Annotated in this window: 14 protein-coding genes; 9 read left to right on the top strand and 5 right to left on the bottom strand. The window is 68.1% G+C overall.

Annotated features, from left to right (window positions below):
* The first annotated feature begins 320 nt into the window (after positions 1 to 320).
* Positions 321 to 659 (top strand): MiAMP1 family antimicrobial peptide, encoded by a 339-nt coding sequence (locus ABN273_RS32730; RefSeq protein WP_349452934.1) that lies wholly within the window; start codon positions 321 to 323, stop codon positions 657 to 659.
* A 232-nt stretch (positions 660 to 891) separates the two neighbouring features.
* Here the strand turns inward: ABN273_RS32730 and ABN273_RS32725 are convergent, their stop codons facing one another.
* On the bottom strand, positions 892 to 1,809 hold the full coding sequence (locus ABN273_RS32725) for a DUF6891 domain-containing protein (protein ID WP_349452933.1): 918 nt from the start codon (positions 1,807 to 1,809) through the stop codon (positions 892 to 894).
* Positions 1,810 to 2,190: 381 nt separating this feature from the next.
* Here ABN273_RS32725 and ABN273_RS32720 point away from each other — a divergent pair, with 381 nt between their 5' ends.
* Entirely contained in the window at positions 2,191 to 2,898 is a 708-nt protein-coding gene (locus ABN273_RS32720) for a DUF2306 domain-containing protein (RefSeq protein WP_349452932.1), read from the top strand.
* A gap of 131 nt (positions 2,899 to 3,029) precedes the next feature.
* Positions 3,030 to 4,325, top strand: a complete 1,296-nt coding sequence (locus ABN273_RS32715; RefSeq protein ID WP_349452931.1) for a cytochrome P450 — start codon at positions 3,030 to 3,032, stop codon at positions 4,323 to 4,325.
* On the opposite strand, the gene ABN273_RS32710 is transcribed toward ABN273_RS32715, so the two are convergent.
* Complete coding sequence (locus tag ABN273_RS32710; RefSeq protein WP_349452930.1) at positions 4,255 to 7,149, bottom strand: AfsR/SARP family transcriptional regulator; 2,895 nt, start codon at positions 7,147 to 7,149, stop codon at positions 4,255 to 4,257. The genes ABN273_RS32715 and ABN273_RS32710 overlap by 71 nt on opposite strands.
* Positions 7,150 to 7,363: 214 nt before the next feature.
* On the opposite strand from ABN273_RS32710, the gene ABN273_RS32705 reads away from it, so the two are divergent.
* Entirely contained in the window at positions 7,364 to 8,254 is an 891-nt protein-coding gene (locus ABN273_RS32705; protein ID WP_349452929.1) for a GNAT family N-acetyltransferase, read from the top strand.
* 127 nt (positions 8,255 to 8,381) lie between these two features.
* On the opposite strand, the gene ABN273_RS32700 is transcribed toward ABN273_RS32705, so the two are convergent.
* Both ABN273_RS32700 and uppS read right to left on the bottom strand, forming a co-directional pair.
* On the bottom strand, positions 8,382 to 9,797 hold the full coding sequence (locus ABN273_RS32700) for an oxygenase MpaB family protein (RefSeq protein WP_349452928.1): 1,416 nt from the start codon (positions 9,795 to 9,797) through the stop codon (positions 8,382 to 8,384).
* Entirely contained in the window at positions 9,794 to 10,531 is a 738-nt protein-coding gene (gene uppS, locus ABN273_RS32695; protein WP_349452927.1) for a polyprenyl diphosphate synthase, read from the bottom strand. Before uppS ends, ABN273_RS32700 begins: the two co-directional genes overlap by 4 nt.
* Before the next feature lie 286 nt (positions 10,532 to 10,817).
* Between uppS and ABN273_RS32690 the strand changes: the two genes are divergently transcribed.
* The 5 genes from ABN273_RS32690 (at position 10,818) to ABN273_RS32670 (ending at position 15,173) form a co-directional block, all read left to right on the top strand.
* Positions 10,818 to 11,384: an RNA polymerase sigma factor gene (locus tag ABN273_RS32690; RefSeq protein ID WP_349452926.1), complete on the top strand. Its 567-nt coding sequence runs from the start codon at positions 10,818 to 10,820 to the stop codon at positions 11,382 to 11,384.
* Positions 11,377 to 12,420: a CU044_5270 family protein gene (locus ABN273_RS32685; protein WP_349452925.1), complete on the top strand. Its 1,044-nt coding sequence runs from the start codon at positions 11,377 to 11,379 to the stop codon at positions 12,418 to 12,420. The genes ABN273_RS32690 and ABN273_RS32685 overlap by 8 nt, the downstream gene beginning before the upstream one ends.
* Before the next feature lie 74 nt (positions 12,421 to 12,494).
* Positions 12,495 to 13,319 (top strand): hypothetical protein, encoded by an 825-nt coding sequence (locus tag ABN273_RS32680; protein ID WP_349452924.1) that lies wholly within the window; start codon positions 12,495 to 12,497, stop codon positions 13,317 to 13,319.
* Between the two features lie 151 nt (positions 13,320 to 13,470).
* Positions 13,471 to 14,412, top strand: a complete 942-nt coding sequence (locus tag ABN273_RS32675) for an ATP-binding cassette domain-containing protein (RefSeq protein WP_349452923.1) — start codon at positions 13,471 to 13,473, stop codon at positions 14,410 to 14,412.
* Entirely contained in the window at positions 14,412 to 15,173 is a 762-nt protein-coding gene (locus tag ABN273_RS32670; RefSeq protein ID WP_349452922.1) for an ABC transporter permease, read from the top strand. Before ABN273_RS32675 ends, ABN273_RS32670 begins: the two co-directional genes overlap by 1 nt.
* Here ABN273_RS32670 and ABN273_RS32665 read toward each other — a convergent pair.
* On the bottom strand, positions 15,157 to 18,300 hold the full coding sequence (locus tag ABN273_RS32665; protein WP_349452921.1) for an AfsR/SARP family transcriptional regulator: 3,144 nt from the start codon (positions 18,298 to 18,300) through the stop codon (positions 15,157 to 15,159). The two genes, ABN273_RS32670 and ABN273_RS32665, sit on opposite strands and share 17 nt — an antisense overlap.
* Positions 18,301 to 18,420: the final 120 nt, after the last annotated feature.

The raw sequence follows: 18,420 nt of genomic DNA, 5'->3' as shown, positions 1-18,420 counted from the left end.
AGATCCCACCGATTCACCCGAACGCCCCGCCTGCCCAAGATCCCAACGGTCGCCTACATCAACCAGCCCGAAGAAGACCAGAACGGCGCATCCCAACCCACCCAGGAGGCCGCCTAGCGATCACCTCGGCAGAGTCCCTGTCGCACTTGACTTGACACCTACCGAAGTGGTGGTCCATATGTTCCTCTCGTTAGGAAAACCTACGAAAGGGACGGTCCCTTGCCCGCTCCTGCGGCGAGGTGAGTGTCCTGGGTTTCTCTACACAAAGTGACATTAAGAATACTTTTGGTAATCATTTGAGACACATCCGGAGAATCGCCGTGAAGAGCATCAAGAGAATTGCCCTCGTCTCCGCCATCTCTGCCTCCCTGGTCGCCATCATGGGCGGTGCCGCCAACGCCTCGATGTCCGCGGGCCCCGACTCGGTGTATGTGGCCTACGAAAAGCCGGGCTTCGCCGGCCAGACACAGGTCATCAGCGAGTGCGGCGTGACCAACCTCCGCTACCGCGGGTCGTACAAGTGGTACGGCGCCGGCCAGAGCGGCCGGATGCACAACCAGATCAACGCCAGAGGGCGGGTGCACTTCGAGCTGCCCACCAAGGGCAACGCGCAGCAGAAGACGGTCGTCGGTTGGAAGAGCATCTTCAAGGTGTGCTGACGCCCACTGCGACATCGGCATGCGCCCGGTCATCGTTCTGACCTCTGATGAGGACGACATGAGCAGACTGTGCGGGAAAACCGTACAGGTGGTCCCTGTCTGAGACTGCTTGCCGGGTGACCGAGGGCGTCCAGAACTGTGCTCCGTGGCTTCCCTTCCGTCGCTTGAGATACGGCGTCGCGTGACTCATCGCTGATTTCGAACGCCGAAGACTGTTCACCGCAGGGTCGCCTCATCCGATGAGCCGTTTGCGCCAATCCAGGGGCCCGACGGTGATGGTCTGGTCGGGGTGGCCGTTCCACTGCACCGAAAGGCCGGTTTCTTCGAGCGCGGCCACGATCTGCCGGCCGATGGATGCGGTCGTTTCCGATGAGCCGTCGAAGCCGCCGTACAGGAGTGAGAGTCCGTGTCCTGCCACGGCGGAGTCCGTGCACTGTGTGTGGAAATAGACGAAGCCGCGGGCGTCCGTGGAACCTGCCCCTCCGATCTCCGCTTGACCGCACGAACGGCAGCAGGTGAAGTTCTCCCGAGCGGTGATGCCCGTGGCCTCCAGGGTCGTGAAGGCTCTGGTGAGCCGTTCCGGGTCCGTTTCTCCCTCCCAGGAGGCCTGCTCCTGGACCCGCTCCAGCCACATCCGATCGGTCAGCTGCCATGCCTGCCGGCCGGACACCGGCCGGTGGTCGCCTGACACGAGATAGTCCTCCGCGATCTCGGCCACCTGTGCGCGAGTCGCATAGCCGCCCACGATCACCGTACGGATGCGCGCCTCGAGCATTTGCCGATCCTCTTCGTCAAGTTCGAGCGGGGGCGCCGGCTCCGGGTGGCCCAGGTTCAGCGGTGTCCACTTCAGCCCGGAACCCCAGTCGTCCTCCAGACGTGCCCAGCCGGTGATGGCCGCGATCACGGGGTCGGGCGTGTCGAGCGTCACTTGGAAGTGTCGGTCTGGCGCGCCGTCGCGGTGCTCCAGCGTGTAGTCGCTTCCCTCCTCGTGCCATACCTGGATGAACACGTCGGGCAGGTCGGGAATCCGCTGGACGACCAGAAAGCGGTCGCCCTGCCGGCCGAGCCGGCGAACCAGTGCGGCGAGTTCTTCTGCGGCCACCCGGACGTAGCGGCTGCCGTCCTCGGTGTACACAGTGATGGCGAGCATGCCGACCATGCTGACACGACTCGCGGGGGCGCTGATGAGCACAGGACGGATCTGGGGGCGAGCCGATGGCACAGCGCTCACCGCTATCGGGGCCTCCTGCCTGGCCTGGCCTATGCAGCGGGAAGCACCGCCCTTTTCGGCTGGCTGCTGAGCCGATGGTCGAGCCGCCATCCTCGGCCTGGTCCTCTTCTCGAGCGTGACTTGGGACACGGTGTTCGGCGCTTGCATGCTCACGTGCGCCGTCATCGTCCTGCGGTACAAGGGGCGACGGGAGACCGCGATCTTCAGCCGAAAGTACGAGTGATCGGTGGTCGATCGGACGACTCGGGTCGGGCTCTTCGGCTGAAGAACTCCCATGGCGTCGGCCGTCACCATCAGGACATGACCGACGAGAGCATGGCGGTACGATCCGCGCGTTCGCCGCGCGGCCGCGCACGGGGTGGGTGGCGGGTCCCTGCCGGGTTGATCGCCCTCAGCCTCATTCCCCTGATCGCCGGTGCCCTACGCATGACCGAACTGGCCGGCGGTCCCGTGATCATGCCGGAGGCCCCGGCCCTCGCGGCGCCTCTGCCTCTGGCGTTGCACATTCTCTGTGTCAGTGCGTACAGCATCCTGGGGGCCTTTCAGTTCGTCCCTCGATTGCGGCGCCGCAGGAACGGCTGGCATCGGAGGGCTGGGCGGCTGCTCGTTGGCTGCGGGCTTCTCGCGGCGCTCACAGGTATGTGGATGGCGCTTTTCCATAGCCGTCCCGAGGACGGCGGTCTCCTGCTCGGATTCAGGCTCGTGTTCGGCGCGGCGATGGTCGTCTCGATCGTGCTCGGCTTCGCCGCGATCCGCCGGCGGGACGTTGCCCGGCATCGGGCCTGGATGGTCCGGGGTTATGCCATTGGCATGGGGGCCGGCACGCAGGCGCTCACCCAGTTGCCCTGGATTCTCATCCTCGGGGTGCCGAGTGAGCTGCCCAGGGCGTTACTCACAGGGGCCGCGTGGGTGATCAATCTGCTGGTGGCCGAATGGGTCATCCGGCGAGTCGGGGCAGGCGGAATTCATGCGGAGATCATGCGCCCGATGATCGATCGTGGTCAGTGACGTCAGTCGCGCTACGGAGGTTACGCATGAAGCACATCCGACACGCAGCGGTCCGTGTCCTGGGCCGGGTCCGTATGGGAGGCATGTACACCTACTGGAACTTCTTCAACTAACGATCCGAGGGCCGACGAGTGACGCATGCAGCTGGTTCGGAGCGGCCGCCCGGGCCCCGAGGGCACTGGTTGTTCGGTAACGCCGAGGAGTACGACCGGGACAGGAACGGCTTTCTGGAACGGTGTCACCGTGAATACGGGGACGTTTTCTCGTTCGATGCCCGCACCATCGTGGTGTCCTCACCGGATCAGGTGCATGCGTTGCTCACCAGGACCAACAAAGACTTCCTTGCCGAGAATTCGCCGCTGGCGGGAAGCATGGACACTGAGCGGATGGCGGCCGACGCCGAGCTGTGGACCACGACCCGTCGCGCAGGCTGGCAGGGTTTGCACAGGAGGGTGGCGGAGGCGCACGCCGAGCGGTTGCGTGAGATCTTCCTCAAGACCGTCGGCGACGGGGAGATGGACGTGCTCGCCATGACGGCCGATTTCTTCGGCCGGGCGACCGCCGACTTCTGCCTGAGCGCCGATGCGGAAGGCGTGCCGGAGACATTGGCCGAGAACGTCGCGGCCATCGATCCTTTGTCGCGTGACTCGCTGCAGCTCCCGCCGTGGTGGCCATCGCGCAAGGTGCGGCGCTTCGCCCGCTCCCGCAAACGGCTCCTGGCGCTCATGACCGACATCGTGCGCCGCCGCCGTCTGTCCGGAGATTCGTCCGCCCACGACCTTCTCGGCGTGCTGCTCGCCTCGGGCGATCAGCAGCTGTCCGACCTGCAGATCGAGCGGTTCCTGCGCGGGATCATGCTTGCCGCGCTGGGCGTCCCGGCCGCCGCGCTCACCTGGATCGTGTACGAGCTCAGTGCGCGGCCGGACGTGCTGGCCCGGCTGGAGGCCGAGGCCGCCTCGGCCGGCGATGTCCCGGTCATGGGGGATCTGCCGTACACCGAGGCGTTCGTCAAGGAAGTGCTCAGGCTGTGGCCGCCGACCTGGCTGATCGGCAGGACCGTACGCCGGGAGACCGAGCTCGACGGATGGCGCCTCAAAACGGGGGATCAGGTGCTGTTCAGCCTGTATCGGCTGCATCGCGATCCACGCTGGTGGTCCGACCCGGAGCAGCTGGTGCCCGAACGGTGGCTGGAGCCTCGTGCCGCGCCCGTAAGGCATACCTACCTGCCTTTCGGCGCCGGGCCAAGGGTGTGCGTGGGGACTCAGCTCGGCATGATGCAGCTGATGTTGGCGACGCCCTGGCTGGTCAGCGGCATGACCATGACCCGGGTGCAGGACGCGGCAATCGTGCCCGACTTCAGCGGTCTGCTGGTGCCGCGTGACCTGAGGGTCCGGTTGGAGCGGAAGACCGTACGGCAAGGCGTCTGATCTTCTCCTGAACGTTCTCGGCTTCGGCCGCACGATGTTGTTTGCGATAGAGATCGAGCGCTCGCTGCCAGGCGTCGCGGGCGGCGGTGGGCCGGCCCATTTCGTGGTGGACATCGCCGATGCGAACGAGGGTGTCGGCGCCCTGGTAGGCGTTGCCGAGTCTTTCGCGTAGTTCGAGGCATCGGCCGTAGTAGCCGAGCGCCTGATCGTGTTGGCGTGCCCAGTGCGCGATGTAGCCGAGGCTGTCGAGTGTGGCGGATTCGCCGTTCAAGTCCTCGTACTTCTGGAACAGCTCCAGAGCCTGCTCGCAGTACGATCGCGCCTTCGGGTAATGGCCGAGTTTGGCGTGGCACCAGCCGGCGGCGCTGAGTGCGTTGGCCTCCCAGAGGGGGTCTCGGAGCTCCCGCTGGAGGCGCAGGGCGTTCTCCACATGAGGAAGCGCGCGCTCGGGTTCGCCTCGCGCGAGCCAGGCGAAGCCAAGGGTGTGGCTGGTGTGCGCCTGTCCGGTGAGGTCTTCCTCCTGCTCGAACAGCTTGAACGCGAGCAGCAGATGCTCCAGGCCGTCGCCGGCGCGGGAGGCCTGTGCGTAGGCGTACCCCAGATACCAGTGGGCGAAGGCCCGGGTGCTCGGGTGTCCCAGTCGCTCGGCGGCGGCCAGGGCCGTCTGCCAGGACTCGATGCGCACCTCGTGCTGGCACCGCTTGTGGTACGTGTCCATCGCCCATGCCAGCCGCCAGACGGCCACGTCCATACCCAGCTTTGTGGCCAGCCGCTGTACCGCCATGAGGCTGGACTGCTCGTCCTCGAACCAGGCCCAGGCCGACGCGGCGTCTTCGAACTCTTCCTGCACGGGCTCGGCGGAGATCCGCGCGGCGAATGGACGGTTGGGGTACAGCAGCCGGTCGCCGGCACACGCGGTGCGCACGTAGGAGTCGACCAGGCGGGTCAGCGCCTCCGCTCGCTCGTGATCGGGCCGGTCGGACTCGGCGCGTTCGGCGGCGTAGAGGCGGACCAGATCATGCGTGCGGTACCGCCCGGGACGGTGCTGCTGGATCAGGTTGGCGGCTTCGAGGTCCTGCAGCAACACCCTGGTGCGGGAGGCGGGCAGGCCGGCGAGCGCGGCGGCCGATCGCAGGCTGATGTCCGGCCACGGCGCCAGTCCCAGAAGCGCGAACAGCCGGGCGGCGGCGGGGTGGAGGGCCTCGTACGAGGAGGTGAACGTGGCCCGGAGGTCCGTGCTCAGGTCGCCGGCCTGCAGGGCGTCGAGGCGGGTGGCGGGACTGCTCAGCTCCTCGGCGAGGACCGACAGGGGAAAGCCGGGGTGCATGGCGGCGCGTGCGGTGAGCACACTGATTGCCAAGGGGAGGCCGTCGCTGTGCTCCACGAGGACGGCCGCGCTGTCAGGATCCGCGTCGATCCTCGATTCGCCCAGGTGGCGGCCGAGCAAGCGGCGGGTCTCGGCGCGCGTGAGAGCGTCCAGCCCGATCAGACTCGCACCGCGGGTGGCGTTCAGGCCCGGGAGGCGGTTGCGGCTGGTGATCACTACGACGCAGCCAGGGCTGCCGGGGAGCAGCGGCTCGACCTGTTCTACGTCGCGGGCGTTGTCAAGGACGACGAGCAGGCGGCGGCCCGCGACCAGCGACCGGTAGAGCCCGGCCTGGGCCTCCTCCCCGGCAGGGATGGCCGCCGCCGGGACACCGAGAGAACCGAGAAAATGGCGCAGCGCCACATGGGCCGGCAGCGGGCCGCTGCTCGGGTCGAATCCGTGGAGGTTGACGTAGAGCTGGCCGTCGGGAAAGAGTTCGAGGTTGTCGTGCGCCCAGCGCAGGGCCAGCGAGGTCTTCCCCATTCCCCCGGTGCCGCTGATGGCGGCGATGGCCACCCTGTTCTTGGCCCGGTCGCGGGCGAGGCGATCCAGCTCGGCGTGTTCTCGTTCACGGCCGACGAAGTGCGGTGGCGGAGCAGGCAGCTGCCGGGGGACCGGCGCGGCCACAGGATCTGGCTGATGACGTGGCGGTTCCGGAGTGGTGTCGGAGGTTTCCAGCGCGGTGCCCCGGGGTTCGGGCACGGTGTCAGAGGTGAGGATCTGCTGGTGGAGCCGTTGCAGGTCGCGTTCGGGCTCCAGCCCCAATTCCTCGATGATCCGTTCCCGTAGTGTCCGGTAGACCGCCAGAGCGTCGGCACGCCTGCCGCTCCGGTGCAGCGCGAGCATGAGCTGACCGTGTGCGGCCTCACGCAGGGGATGGTCGGCGATGACGGCGGTGAGCTCGGTGATGGCTTCGGCGTATCTGCCCATCCCAAGCATGACCGAGGCCCGCTCCTCCACCGCTCCCAACCGTAGCTCCTCGAGCCTGGCCGTTTCCGCCTGAACGAAGGAGCCGTCGATCCCCACCAGCGGTGCTCCGTGCCAGAGGCTCAACGCCTCGTCGTAGCGGGTCACCGCGGTCTCCGGGTCACCTCCGGCCGCCGCCTTGCGGGCCAGCGCAACACCGTCGAGGAACCTGGCCAGATCGAGCTGGTCGGGCGTCAGCCGCACGACGTACCCGGGCCGCTGCGTACGGATCAGGTTGTCTCCCGCGGCGATGCACGTCCTCCTGAGGTCGGAGATCAGCATCCTGACGCGAGAGGAAGGGGAACTGGGCAGCGGCTCGCCCCACAGCGACTCCGCCAGCCGTTGGACCGACACGACGCGGTTGGCGCTCAGCAGCAGGATCGTCAGCAACGCCCCCTGCTTGCCGGTCAGGACGACGTGCCCGGTATCGGTCTGCAGCTCCACCGGCCCAAGCAGGATGAACCTGGCCCGCGTTCGACCTTCGGAACTCACAGGCGACCTCCAGCTGAGCCGACGAACCGGACGTGTGGAAATCGGTCCAGGGCATTTGTCAGGATAGTCGAGCCTTGATCACCGTTTGGGAGCTGGTCGGCCGGCAGCCCAGAGGGCTGATCACCATTGAGGTCGGGCCATGGGTGCGACAAAAGCTCGCTAACCTCTGCAGGTGATCTCCTATCGTGCAATCGTCCCTGCTGACCTTGACCGTGTGACCGCGTGGGTCGTGACCGAGCCCGTCGGCTGGATCCCCGCCGACCGTTACCTCGCAGAACTGGGCGAGAACATGTACCGGCCGGAGTGGACGTGGATCGCCGAGGTCGGCGACCGGGTCGTGGGACGGGCGCTGTGGTGGGGGCCGAGGGACAGCGCGTACCCGGTCGCGCTCGACTGCCTCGACGTGGATCCCGCAGTGGGTGAGCGTACCGCCGTCGCCGCCGAACTGATCAGGGCCGCGCTGGCAGTGTTCCCGCGGCCGGTGCAGTACGCGATCAAGGCGGCCGGCGGCTGGCGTGACGATCCGGCCATCTCGGCGGCCGTGGAATGGCGGCGAGCGGCAGCACACGCGGCCGGCCTCACCAGGGAGGTGGAGCGGCTGCAGTTCGAGTGGGCGCCGGCCGACGGGGTGCCCCCGGCAGCCGGCGTGCTGCGGTTCGCAGAGGCGTCCGACGAGGAGTTCCTGGTGGTGTTCAGGAGAATCGCCGAAGGCAGCCTGGATGCTCAGACCCGGGCGAGCCTGGCGGTCAAGGGCGTGGACGCGACCGCGCGCGAAGAGATGGACTTCTATCTCGGAGCGCCGGGCAAGCGGGAGTGGTGGCGGATCGCCTATACGCACGAGGGGGAGGTGGCAGGCATGGCGATCCCCTCGGCGACGCCGTACAGCGTGAATGTGGGGTATCTCGGGGTGGTCCCGGAGTTCCGGGGGCGCGGATACGTGGACGAGGTGCTCGCCGAGATCACCCGCATGCACGCGGCCAACGGAGAGCCGCGTATCACCGCCACCACCGACGTGGGCAACGCGCCGATGGCGGCCGCGTTCCTGCGCGCCGGATACCGCAACACGGAGATCCGGATCAACCTCTCCAACGACCTCCAGTCCTAAGGATTTGTTGCCGGGAGCGGAGCGCCCCGGAGAAGCGTGAGCCGACGCGCGGCGCCGCCGTTTCCGCCGTCGAGGGGCGGGAGGTCGTTCAGGGGTGTACTCATTCGCCGGTTCCGTCCATCTCTAACTAGGACAGGAGGGAGTTGTAGGCGATCGAGCGCTGCTGTCCGGACATGAACGACAGGAACTGTCTGACGAAGTCGCTGCGCGAGTAGCTGTCGGCTCTGCCGGTCAGGTCGCGGTGGAAGGCCGTGCGGAACAACTTCTGGTATTCCTGTGCGTCGATCGCCTGGTCGTCGTCGATATCGGTGGCATCGAACAGGACGTCGGCGATCTTGACTAGTCCGGAGCTGGGCAGACAAGCGGCTGCGCCGGCGTATTCCTGTCGTGTGACGCGTCCGTCGCCGTCGGTGTCGAGATTGGTCTGCAACTCCCGCCACCACGCGGCGTAGGCGTTGTAGAGCCGCTCCTCGTCCTGTTCGCCCAGGTCGAGCCGAGTGGCGATCTCTCTTGCCATGGCCGCCAGGTCAGGCCAGGCGAGGTGTCCGTCGCCGGTCTGGTCCAGGACCTCGGCGAAGAACTGGTCAGCTGAGCGTGTGGCTTGGTTGATCTTGTCGGGAGCGGGGGTGATGAGTCTGAGCATGGCCGCGGCCTGGCCCGCCTTGCGGCGTACGGTCCCCCATGGTCCAGAACCACTGGCATGGTCGGGATCCAGCAGGCTCATGAACGAGTCGACGTGCGCCCAGCCGTCGGGAAGCAGGCGGGTGGCGAGTCCGGCGGTCAGGTAGGCCCCGTGCATGAGCGCCCGCGCCCCTGGGAGGTCAGGCAGGGCGACACGTCGGCAGAAGGATTCCGGCAGCGAGGCGATGGTGATCGCGGCGGCCACCGGGCCTGCCACGGCTCGGCCCGCGGCCCACACCGCGGGATGGCTGCGCAGCAAGGGCGGTGCGGGCAGGTTGGCGAAGAGCCGGTAGAGGATGACGCGCACCGCCTCGGTGCTCTCCAGGTGATGGTCGACCATGCCGTCGTAGTAGGGCCAGAACTCCTGCAACGTCGCGGGGAGTTGGTCGCTGTCGCCCTCGAGCAAGGTCAGAAACGTACGGAACTCGGCGTAGAGCTGTTCCAGGGCCGGCCCGTCGAGCGACTCGCCGCTCAGCCGATACATCGTCACGGTCGATTCGAACAGGGTTGCCACCACCCAGACGCGTGCTTGGGCGTCCGTCGCGTCGTAGCGGCGGCCTTGCGGGTCGGTGCCCGAGATGCGGGCGTGCAGGCGGTTGAGGCGGGCTGCCTCCCGGTTGCGAACGTGATGGTCCGGATCGAGGATTCGCTGCGTGCTCACCAACGTGTTGCGCAGACGCCGCCACGGATGTGTCACGAACGTCGAGTTTTCGATCAACGCTGCGCCGATCTGTGGGTGCGCGGCTTCCAGCACCGTGGCGCGGGCCACCGCGAGGCCCCACCGCGCGTCGTTGACGAGGCGGCGCAGCATCGAGTCCGGACCGAAGACGTCGACGGTCTCCTCTGCGGTGGTCTGGGTCATCGAGATTCCTCTCCCGTAGTGGCGGTCGACCGGTGGACATCGCCGAACCGGCGCTGGCGCGATCGGTAGGCCTCAAGGCACTCCCAGAGGTGGGTCGCGCGGAAGTCCGGCCAAAGCACCTGTGGGAAGACCCATTCGGCGTAGGCCACTTGCCAGAGCATGAAGTTGGAGATTCGTTGCTCTCCGGAGGTACGGATGACCAGGTCCACATCCGGCGTGTCGGAGTAGGGGAGATGCCGGGCGAAGGTGGCCTCGGTGACCTGCTCGGCCGGTACGGCGGCGTGGATCAGCGAACGGGCAGCTTCCACGATGTCGCGGCGTCCCCCATGATCGAAGGCGACTGTCAGCGTCATTTGCCTGTTGTCGCTGGTAAGCGTCATCAGATCGGTGATGTCCTGGATCAGGGGCCCCGGGATCCTCGGATCGGACATGCCCATGAACCTGCACCGGACGCCCCGCGCGTGCAACGCCGGTGCGTGCTTGCGGATGGCCCGGCGCACGAGCCTCATCAGAATGTCGACCTCGCTTGCCGGCCTCCGCCAGTTTTCGGTGGAGAAGGCGTACAGGCTCAACCACTTGATGCCGGCCGAGCGCGCTGCCTCGATGATGTCGATCACGGCGGCCTCTGCCGCCTCGTGGCCTGCGGTGCGTGGCAGCGATCGCTGCGCGGCCCACCGGCCGTTCCCATCCATCACGCAGGCCACGTGACGCGGCAGTCCGCTGATGATTTCCATAGCAAAGCGTGACTATATCATTACTCATAGTATTGTCCAGCGTCACAAACGGCGAGCATCGCAGTTCCTGACTGCCGACCGGCCATGGCCGCTTACGTTGACGCCGCAGTTAGAGCGCCGGATCGAGCGGGATCTCTTGGAGGAGATGCTTCATCCGGTCGTGCGGGGCTGGTGAAGTGGTGCGAGGCAGACCAGCGGGCGTGAACTTTTCGGCCGAGCAGCGGTAAATACCGGCGAATCTGCCCGCTGCCGCGCCCAGGCGCCACGTGAAGGAGCTGACCAGTTCATGGCCGAACCGGCGATTGCCGAGGCCGCCGACGACGATCTGATCCGCCGATCGTTACGGGATCCGGAGGCGTTCGCCACGGTGTTCGACCGGCACGCGCCCGCTCTGCACCGCTACGCGGCCCGCAGGCTTGGTCGGGACTCGGCCGAGGACGTCGTGTCCGAGACGTTCCTGTCGGCGTTCGAACACCGGCATCGCTATCGGCCCGGCCAGGCCGATGCCCGGCCCTGGCTGTACGGGATCGCCTCGAACGTGATCGGCAAGCGGCGGCGCCGCGAGCTGGCCAGGTATCGGGCGTATGCGCGTGGCGGCCTGGATCCGGCGGAGATCAGTGGCGCTCGGGTGGAGGACGGAGTGGGAACGCTGGCGGTGAACCGGCCGCTGGTCGCGGCACTCGCCGGGCTGCGCGCCGGGGATCGGGACACGTTGCTGCTGGTGGCCTGGGTGGGGTTGAGCTACGAGGAGGTGGCCGTAGCGCTGGACATCCCGATCGGGACGGTCCGCTCACGGCTCAACCGGGCGCGCAACAAGATCCGCCAGGCGCTGGAAGGAACCGATCATGGATGAGATGAGGGAGCTCGGGCACCTGTGGGCGGACACTTCCGAGGCCACCGAGCGTGACCTGACCATCGCCCGCGCCGCCTTGATGTCCCGGATCGCCCGGCCAGAACGCCGACGCCCTCTCCGGTTCCGGCTGGCGCACGCCCGGCGCCGCTACACCCTCCGGCTGGCCGCGGTCGGTGTGCTGGCGGCGGCGCTCACCGCGGTGATCATCGCTGCTCAGGTGGGCCTGGGCGGGCAGGAGGCTCCGCTGGGCGCGCCTCCGGCGAGCGCTCAGGTGCTGCTGGAGCGAGCCGCGCGGGCCGCCGCCGGCCAGCGGGACCTGGTGCCGGGGCCCGGTCAGTACGTGCACACCAAAACGCGGGTCCAGCGCATGCTGCACACGCAGAACCCGTCGACCAAGCAGCTACTGACCGCCCTCGTGACCGCGGACGAGGAACGCTGGGAACCCGCGGACCCCGGCAAGCCCTGGCTGAACCGCGAGCGGGCCGAATCCGCCACGGGCCCGGTGCCCAGGTGGCTGTGGGACAAAGGCGTCGAGGACACCCTGTACGAGTCGTCCTGCCCTGGTCAGCGTGCCTATGTGCGGCTGAGCGCCTGGCCCACCGATGTCGAAGGGGTGCGCGCGAAGCTCGCTGCCCAGGCAGGCACGGATCCGCTGCGCATGTGGTCGGAGCTCAAGCAGCTGGTCGCGGAGTCCGTGGTCCGCCCGAGCCTGAGCGCCGCGCTGTTTCAGGTGGCGTCCGGCCTCGACGGGATCCGCCTGATTCCGGACGCGGTGGACGCGGCGGGCCGGCCGGGCATCGCGGTGGCCATGGAGGAGGGCAAGGGCCGCCGCTCTGAGCTGATCTTCGACCGGCGCACCTACCGCTACCTGGGCGAGCGCACGGTGAACACCACGGACGTCCAGGTCAAGACGCCCGGCGGCGTCTACACCACCCCGAAGGGTACGGCGACGGGCACTGCCGTGCTCACCGCCGATCTGGCCGCCGGCCTGCCGGAAGTGTCGGCCAAGGCCTCGCGGCTGCGCATCCCCTGCTGAGCACTTTCCCCGATCCGGCGCTTTCCGCGCCGTGAGTTCTGTTTCGCATGTCCGGATGACGAAGGGAAACCATCATGTTCGTTGCCAAGGCGGTCGCTGCCGCCCTGCTCGTGACCTCGTTCGGAGGCCTGGCCACGCCGGAGACCGAGGCCGCCTACGACAACAAAGCCAAGATCGAGTCGATGCGGGCCGACTGCATGAAGGAGCAGGGCCTCACGTACCTCCCCGAGAAGGTGCTCAAGCGCGAGCGGACCAAGGAGGAACGCGCCCGGCTCGCGGGCGATTACGAGGCGCTGCGGGCCTACCGCGCCAGGTACGGCTTCGGCGTCTGGTCCAAGCTGGTCTTCCCCGGCGACCCCGCGGTCGACCGGGACATGGGGGAGAGCAGGAACAACAAGCTCCTCATGTCGCTGTCGGCCAAGGACCTCAAGGCCTGGCGGGCCGCGAGCGAGGGGTGTTTCGCCAAAGCTGTCAAGTCTGTGCTGGGCAAGACGGTGACCTCGGAGGCCGACTTCCTCGCCGATGTGAACGCGGCGCTCGACAGGGGGCTGCGCGAGCTCGACACCGACAAGAAGCTGGCCGCACTGGGCAAGAAGTTCGGCAGTTGCCTGAAGATCGCCGAGGCCCGGCCGACGGTGCTGGCCGACCGGGGACGAGCCACGTTCACCAAGCAAGCCACCGAGGTCGCCAGGACCCAGAGCAAGAGCTCGTTTCCGAAGGGTGCGGTCGTGCTGCCCCGGCTGACGCCCGAGCAGGCCAAGCCGTACCTGGCCAAGGAAGTGACGGCGGCACTGGCCGACCTGGAATGCGGCAAGGCCTTCTACCCGGCGTACGCGCCCAGGGCGCGGGCGATCCAGGAGCGGGTCTACCAGGAGTACGCGCTGGACTTCGCGCTCTGAGCAGTGCTGCCCGGCGGACTGTGGTTGCCGGCGGTGATGTCGTCGGGCGGCGCCAGGCCGGCGGAGGCCCGGTGGCGATCAGGTCTCGTGTCAGCGGCCGCGTCAGCACGGCAACGGTCCGGTATCAGAGCGGTCGGCGATGGTGGACGCCATGAACGGTTCAGCCATTGCGGCCGCGGGCCTGCGAAAGGCATACAAAGACAAGACCGTGCTCGACGGCATCGACCTGAATGTCCGGGCCGGCACGATCTTCGCCCTGCTCGGGCCCAACGGCGCCGGGAAGACCACGACGGTGAACGTGCTGACCACGCTGCTGACTCCCGACGCCGGGAAGGTGGTCGTCGCCGGGCACGACGTGGTCACGGAAACCAGGGCGGTGCGCGCGGCGATCGGGGTCACCGGGCAGTTCGCTTCGGTGGATGGCCTGCTCACCGGCGAGGAGAACCTGCTGCTGATGGCGGACCTCCTGCACCTGCCCAAGGCGCAGGGCAACCGAATCGCCCGCCGGTTGCTCGACCAGTTCGATCTGGTTGAAGCGGCGGGCAAGCTGGCGGCGTCCTACTCCGGCGGCATGCGTCGGAAGCTGGACCTCGCCATGACGCTGGTCGGCGACCCGCAGATCATTTTCCTGGACGAGCCCACGACGGGACTCGATCCGCGTAGCCGCCGCACCATGTGGGAGATCATCCGGGAACTGGTCGCCGACGGTACGACCATCTTCCTCACCACCCAGTATCTCGAGGAGGCCGACCAGCTCGCCAACCGTATCGCCGTACTCGATCAGGGCCGGCTGGTCGCCGAGGGCACCGCCGACGAGCTCAAGCGCCGGGTTCCCGGCAGCCACATCCGGCTGCGGTTCATCGATCGGGACGAGCTCGACGCCGCGGCACGCGTCCTGCACGGGGCCTCAAGGGACGACGAAGAGCTGGCCTTGCGGGTGCCCGGCGACGGCGGGGTGAGGTCGTTGCGCACCCTGCTCGACCGGCTCGACGCCCACTCCATCGACGTCGAGGAATTGTCGGTGCACACACCGGACCTGGATGACGTCTTCCTCGCACTTACCGGTCACGCGCACAAGGAGGTCAGCGCATAATGAGTGTCATCTCGGCCACCCTGGCGGATTCCTCGACCATGCTGCGGCGTAATTTCCGACACGCCACCAGGAATCCGGTGGCGATGTTCAACGCCCTGCTCATGCCGCTCGTGCTGATGTTCCTGATGGTCTACATACTCGGCGACGCGTTCAACGTCGGCGTCAACTACATCGATTACGCGACGCCGGGGCTGATCCTGACGACCATCTGCTACGGGATCGGCCCCACCGCGACCGCGGTGAATTCCGATATGACGACCGGGCTCATCAACCGGCTTCGCGTCATGAGTGTGTCCCGGGCCGCGGTGTTGAACGCGCACGTGATCGTGACCACGCTACGGAGCCTGGTGGCCATCGCGTTCATCATCGGGGTCGCGTTCCTGATGGGATTCCGGCCGTCGGCGAATTTCCTGGAGTGGCTCGGCGTGATCGGTATCGTCGTCCTGACGACGGTGGCGATCGGCTGGCTGACCGTCGCGTTCGGTCTCGCGGCGAAGTCGCCGGAAGGCGCGGGCTTCGCCGCTGTCCCGCTGATGCTCCTTCCCTTTTTGAGCAGCGCGTTCGCGCCGGCCGACAAGATGGGGCCTGGCGCGCGGCAGTTCGCCGAGTACCAGCCGTTCACCTCGATCATCGAAACCCTGCGCGGGCTGCTGACGGGCACCGCGTCGGCGGGCTCGGCCATCGCGGCCGTCGCATGGTGCCTGGGGCTCACGTTGATCGGCTACCTGTGGGCGCGCGCGGCGTTCACGAAGCGAGTGTGATCTCGGCCAGCTCACGCCAATCCCGCTGCCGGCCGGCGTGGGTCGCCTCGGTGAACACGGTTTCACCGAGGCGATTACGCGTGTCCGCGGCGATCCTGGAAGCGTCCGGGTGCGAACGGTCCGGCGTGCCGCGCACGCCGTCGCTCGCCGCGAGCAATCGCACGGCCTGCTCGTACTGCCCCTGGCGCAGTGCGAGATCCGCGATCCCGATCAACACCTCGGCGATCAGCGGCGGATACGCCGTCGCCGCGGCCGCGCTGAGCGCCTCGCTCCGATGCCCGCGGGCCTTGTCGAGATCCTCGGTGAGGTAGCCGTACAGGTCCATGGCCTGGGCGCGGGAGAGCTCGCCCACTTCCTCGTTGTCCAGCATCGCCTGCACCGTGGCCAGGTGCTGGTGTGCCTGGTCCGGCTCGCCGCGCCGGCGCGCCAGCCGCGCCTTCGAAAGCTCCAGCTCGGCGAGCGTGTCCGGCCAGGTGATCCCGCTCGCGCACCGCTGCGCTTCGGCCATGGCGGAGGTGCTGGATCGCTCATCGCCGAGCAGCCAGTGGAGCTGAGCCTGCCGCGCCCGCAGGCCGATCACGTCCTCGGTCGAGCCGATCTCGGTCAGCGCCGCGACCGCCTCTTCGTAGTGCTCACACGCGCGTGCGAACTCGCCGCGCATGGCGAGCCGATCGGCCAGGAAGGTGAGCCCGAACGAGATCCCCCACCGGTCACCCAGCGTGCGGAACTCGGCAAGGGCGATTTCGGCGTCGATGTCCACGTCAGTCTCGTCGCCGCCGAGCGTGAGCCGAAATCGGCCACGAGTGAGCCTGGCCTGCGCGCGCACCCAGGGATCGTCGTCGGCGACGAGCGGCTCGAACACGGGCAGGAAATCCGTCGGCTCCTGCAGCATCCGCTCCCACAGCGCGACGAACCCGAGCATAGGGTGGCGACGCCCGCTGCGCTGGGTGAACCGGTGCGCCTTGTGAATCCATTCCTGCGCCTGATACTGATCGCGGCCGGGCCCGGAGGTCATGAACACTGTCACGACGGTGTACGCCAGCGCCCGCACCTCATCGGACACTTCACCGGGCAGCGAGGCCGCCGCGATGCTCAGCTCGGTGCCCTCGGTCCTGTGCCCACTGAGGTACCAGTACCAGCCCGCGGCCCCGACCAGCCGCATCGCCTCCTGGGCCCAGCCCTCGGCGATCGCCCCGCGCAGGGCCGTACTGATGTTGTCGTGCTCGGCCTCGAGCGTGGCCAGCCATTTCAGTTGCTCCGCCCGGCGCAGGTGCGGCTCGGCCGTCTCGGCCAGCTCGGTGAAGTAGGCGAGGTGCGCCCGGCGTGCCGGCTCGCTCTCCCCGGCTTCGGTGAGCCGGTGCGCCGCGTACTCCCTGATGGTGTTGAGCATCCGGTAGCGCGGCGCGCCCTCGGCGTCGGCGACCAGCAGCGACTTCTCGATCAACGCGGTCAGCACGTCGAGCACCTGCTCGCCGGCGGATGCCGCGTCCCCGCACACCCGTTCGGCCGCTTCCAGGCTCGCCCCGCCGGAGAACACCGAGAGCCGCCGCAGCACGCCACGTTCGGCCTCGGTCAACAGATCCCAGCTCCAGTCCACGACCGCGCGCAGCGTCTTGTGCCGGGAAAGCGCCGTACGGCTGCCGCTGGTCAACAGCCGGAACCGGTCATCGAGCCGGCGTGCCAGCTGATCGATGGACATGGTGCGCAGCCGTGCCGCGGCCAGTTCGATCGCCAGCGGCATCCCGTCGAGCGCCTGGCAGATCCGCGCCATGGCCGACAAGGCGTGGGCGTCGGAGCCGATGTCCTTGCGCACCAGACTCGCGCGGTCCCGCAGCAGCCGCACCGCGGGCGAGGACCCGACCTCTGCGGGGTCCGCTCCCCGCGCGGGCAGCGCGAGTGGCTCGACCTGCCACAGCACCTCCCCGGTGATGCCGAGCGGTTCCCTGCTCGTGGCCAGGATCCGCAGCCTGCGGCACTCCCCCAGAAGCTGATCCGCGAAAGCCGCGGCCTCCTCGATCATGTGCTCGCAGTTGTCCAGGATCAGCAACATCGCGCGCTCTCGGACCGCGGTGATGAGCCGATCCATCGGTTCCCCGGCCCGCGCGTCACCGAGCACTGCCTGGTCACGCAGGCCGATCGCGGTAAGGGCGGCCTGCGCCAGCTCACCGCCTGCCCGCACCGAGGCCAATTCGACCAGCCACGCCCCATCCGGCAGCTCGCCGAGCATCGTCCGCGCGGTCTCCGTGGCCAGTCTCGTCTTGCCGGCGCCACCCGCCCCCGTCAAGGTGACCAGCCGGTGCCCGATGGACAAGACGGCGACCGCGGCAATGTCATCGTCCTTGCCGACGAAACTCGTCAGCTCGGCGCGCAGGTTCGTCCTGCGGTTCTCCGCCCGCTCGCCCAGCTCGCCACGGAGCAACGCGGTGTGCAGCGCGGAGAGCTCGGCCGATGGGTCGGCGCCCAACTCCTCAGCGAGCCGCTCGCGCGTCCGCTGGTACACGGTCAGCGCCTCATTCCCACGCCCCGCCTCGGCGAGCGCCCGCATCAGCGCCGCCACGAAACCCTCCCGCAGCGGATACGTGGCGACCAGCTCGGTCAGCTCGGAGACCAGCTCCGAGCCACGGCCGAGGCGAATGTCCGCATCGACCCGATCCCCGAGCGCGGCGACGTGGAGTTCGTCCAGACGCGCGACCGCGGCGTCGAACGCCTCGCTGCCTTGCAGCGCGAGGTCAGCCATGGCCGTACCACGCCACAATGCCAAGGCCGAGCGCAGCAGATCCGCCCGTGCCGCAGTCTCGGCGGCACGGGCCTGACCGACCAGGTGCTCGAACCGGCTCACGTCCACGGCATCAGGAGCCACGGCCAGCCGGTACCCGCCGGAATCGGCCTCGATCACACCGTCCGGCAACACCCTGCGCAGCCTGGACACCAACGCCTGCAAGGCATTCACTTCGTCCGCGGGCGGCTGTTCCCCCCAGATCCAGTCCACCAGCCTCGCACGCGTGACGATCCGGCCAGGTTCGAGGGCGAGTGCAGCGAGCAGTGCCCGCAACCGGATCCCAGGAACCTCCACCACGGCCCCATCGGGGTTCCGGACCTCGAACGGCCCGAGCAATTCAACTCGCACATCGGTAATTGTGCCGAACCACGGCGACTAACCGCGACTGCGTGCAATCCGCAACTGATCGCCGCAGGGCCGCTGTGTCGCACGTCACATCGGTCCCATGTCACGAACCGGCGAGCAACT

The organism is Nonomuraea sp. B19D2, assembly GCF_040137845.1.
Taxonomy (GTDB): Bacteria; Actinomycetota; Actinomycetes; order Streptosporangiales; family Streptosporangiaceae; genus Nonomuraea.
This window is presented reverse-complemented; position numbering and strand designations above follow the sequence as displayed.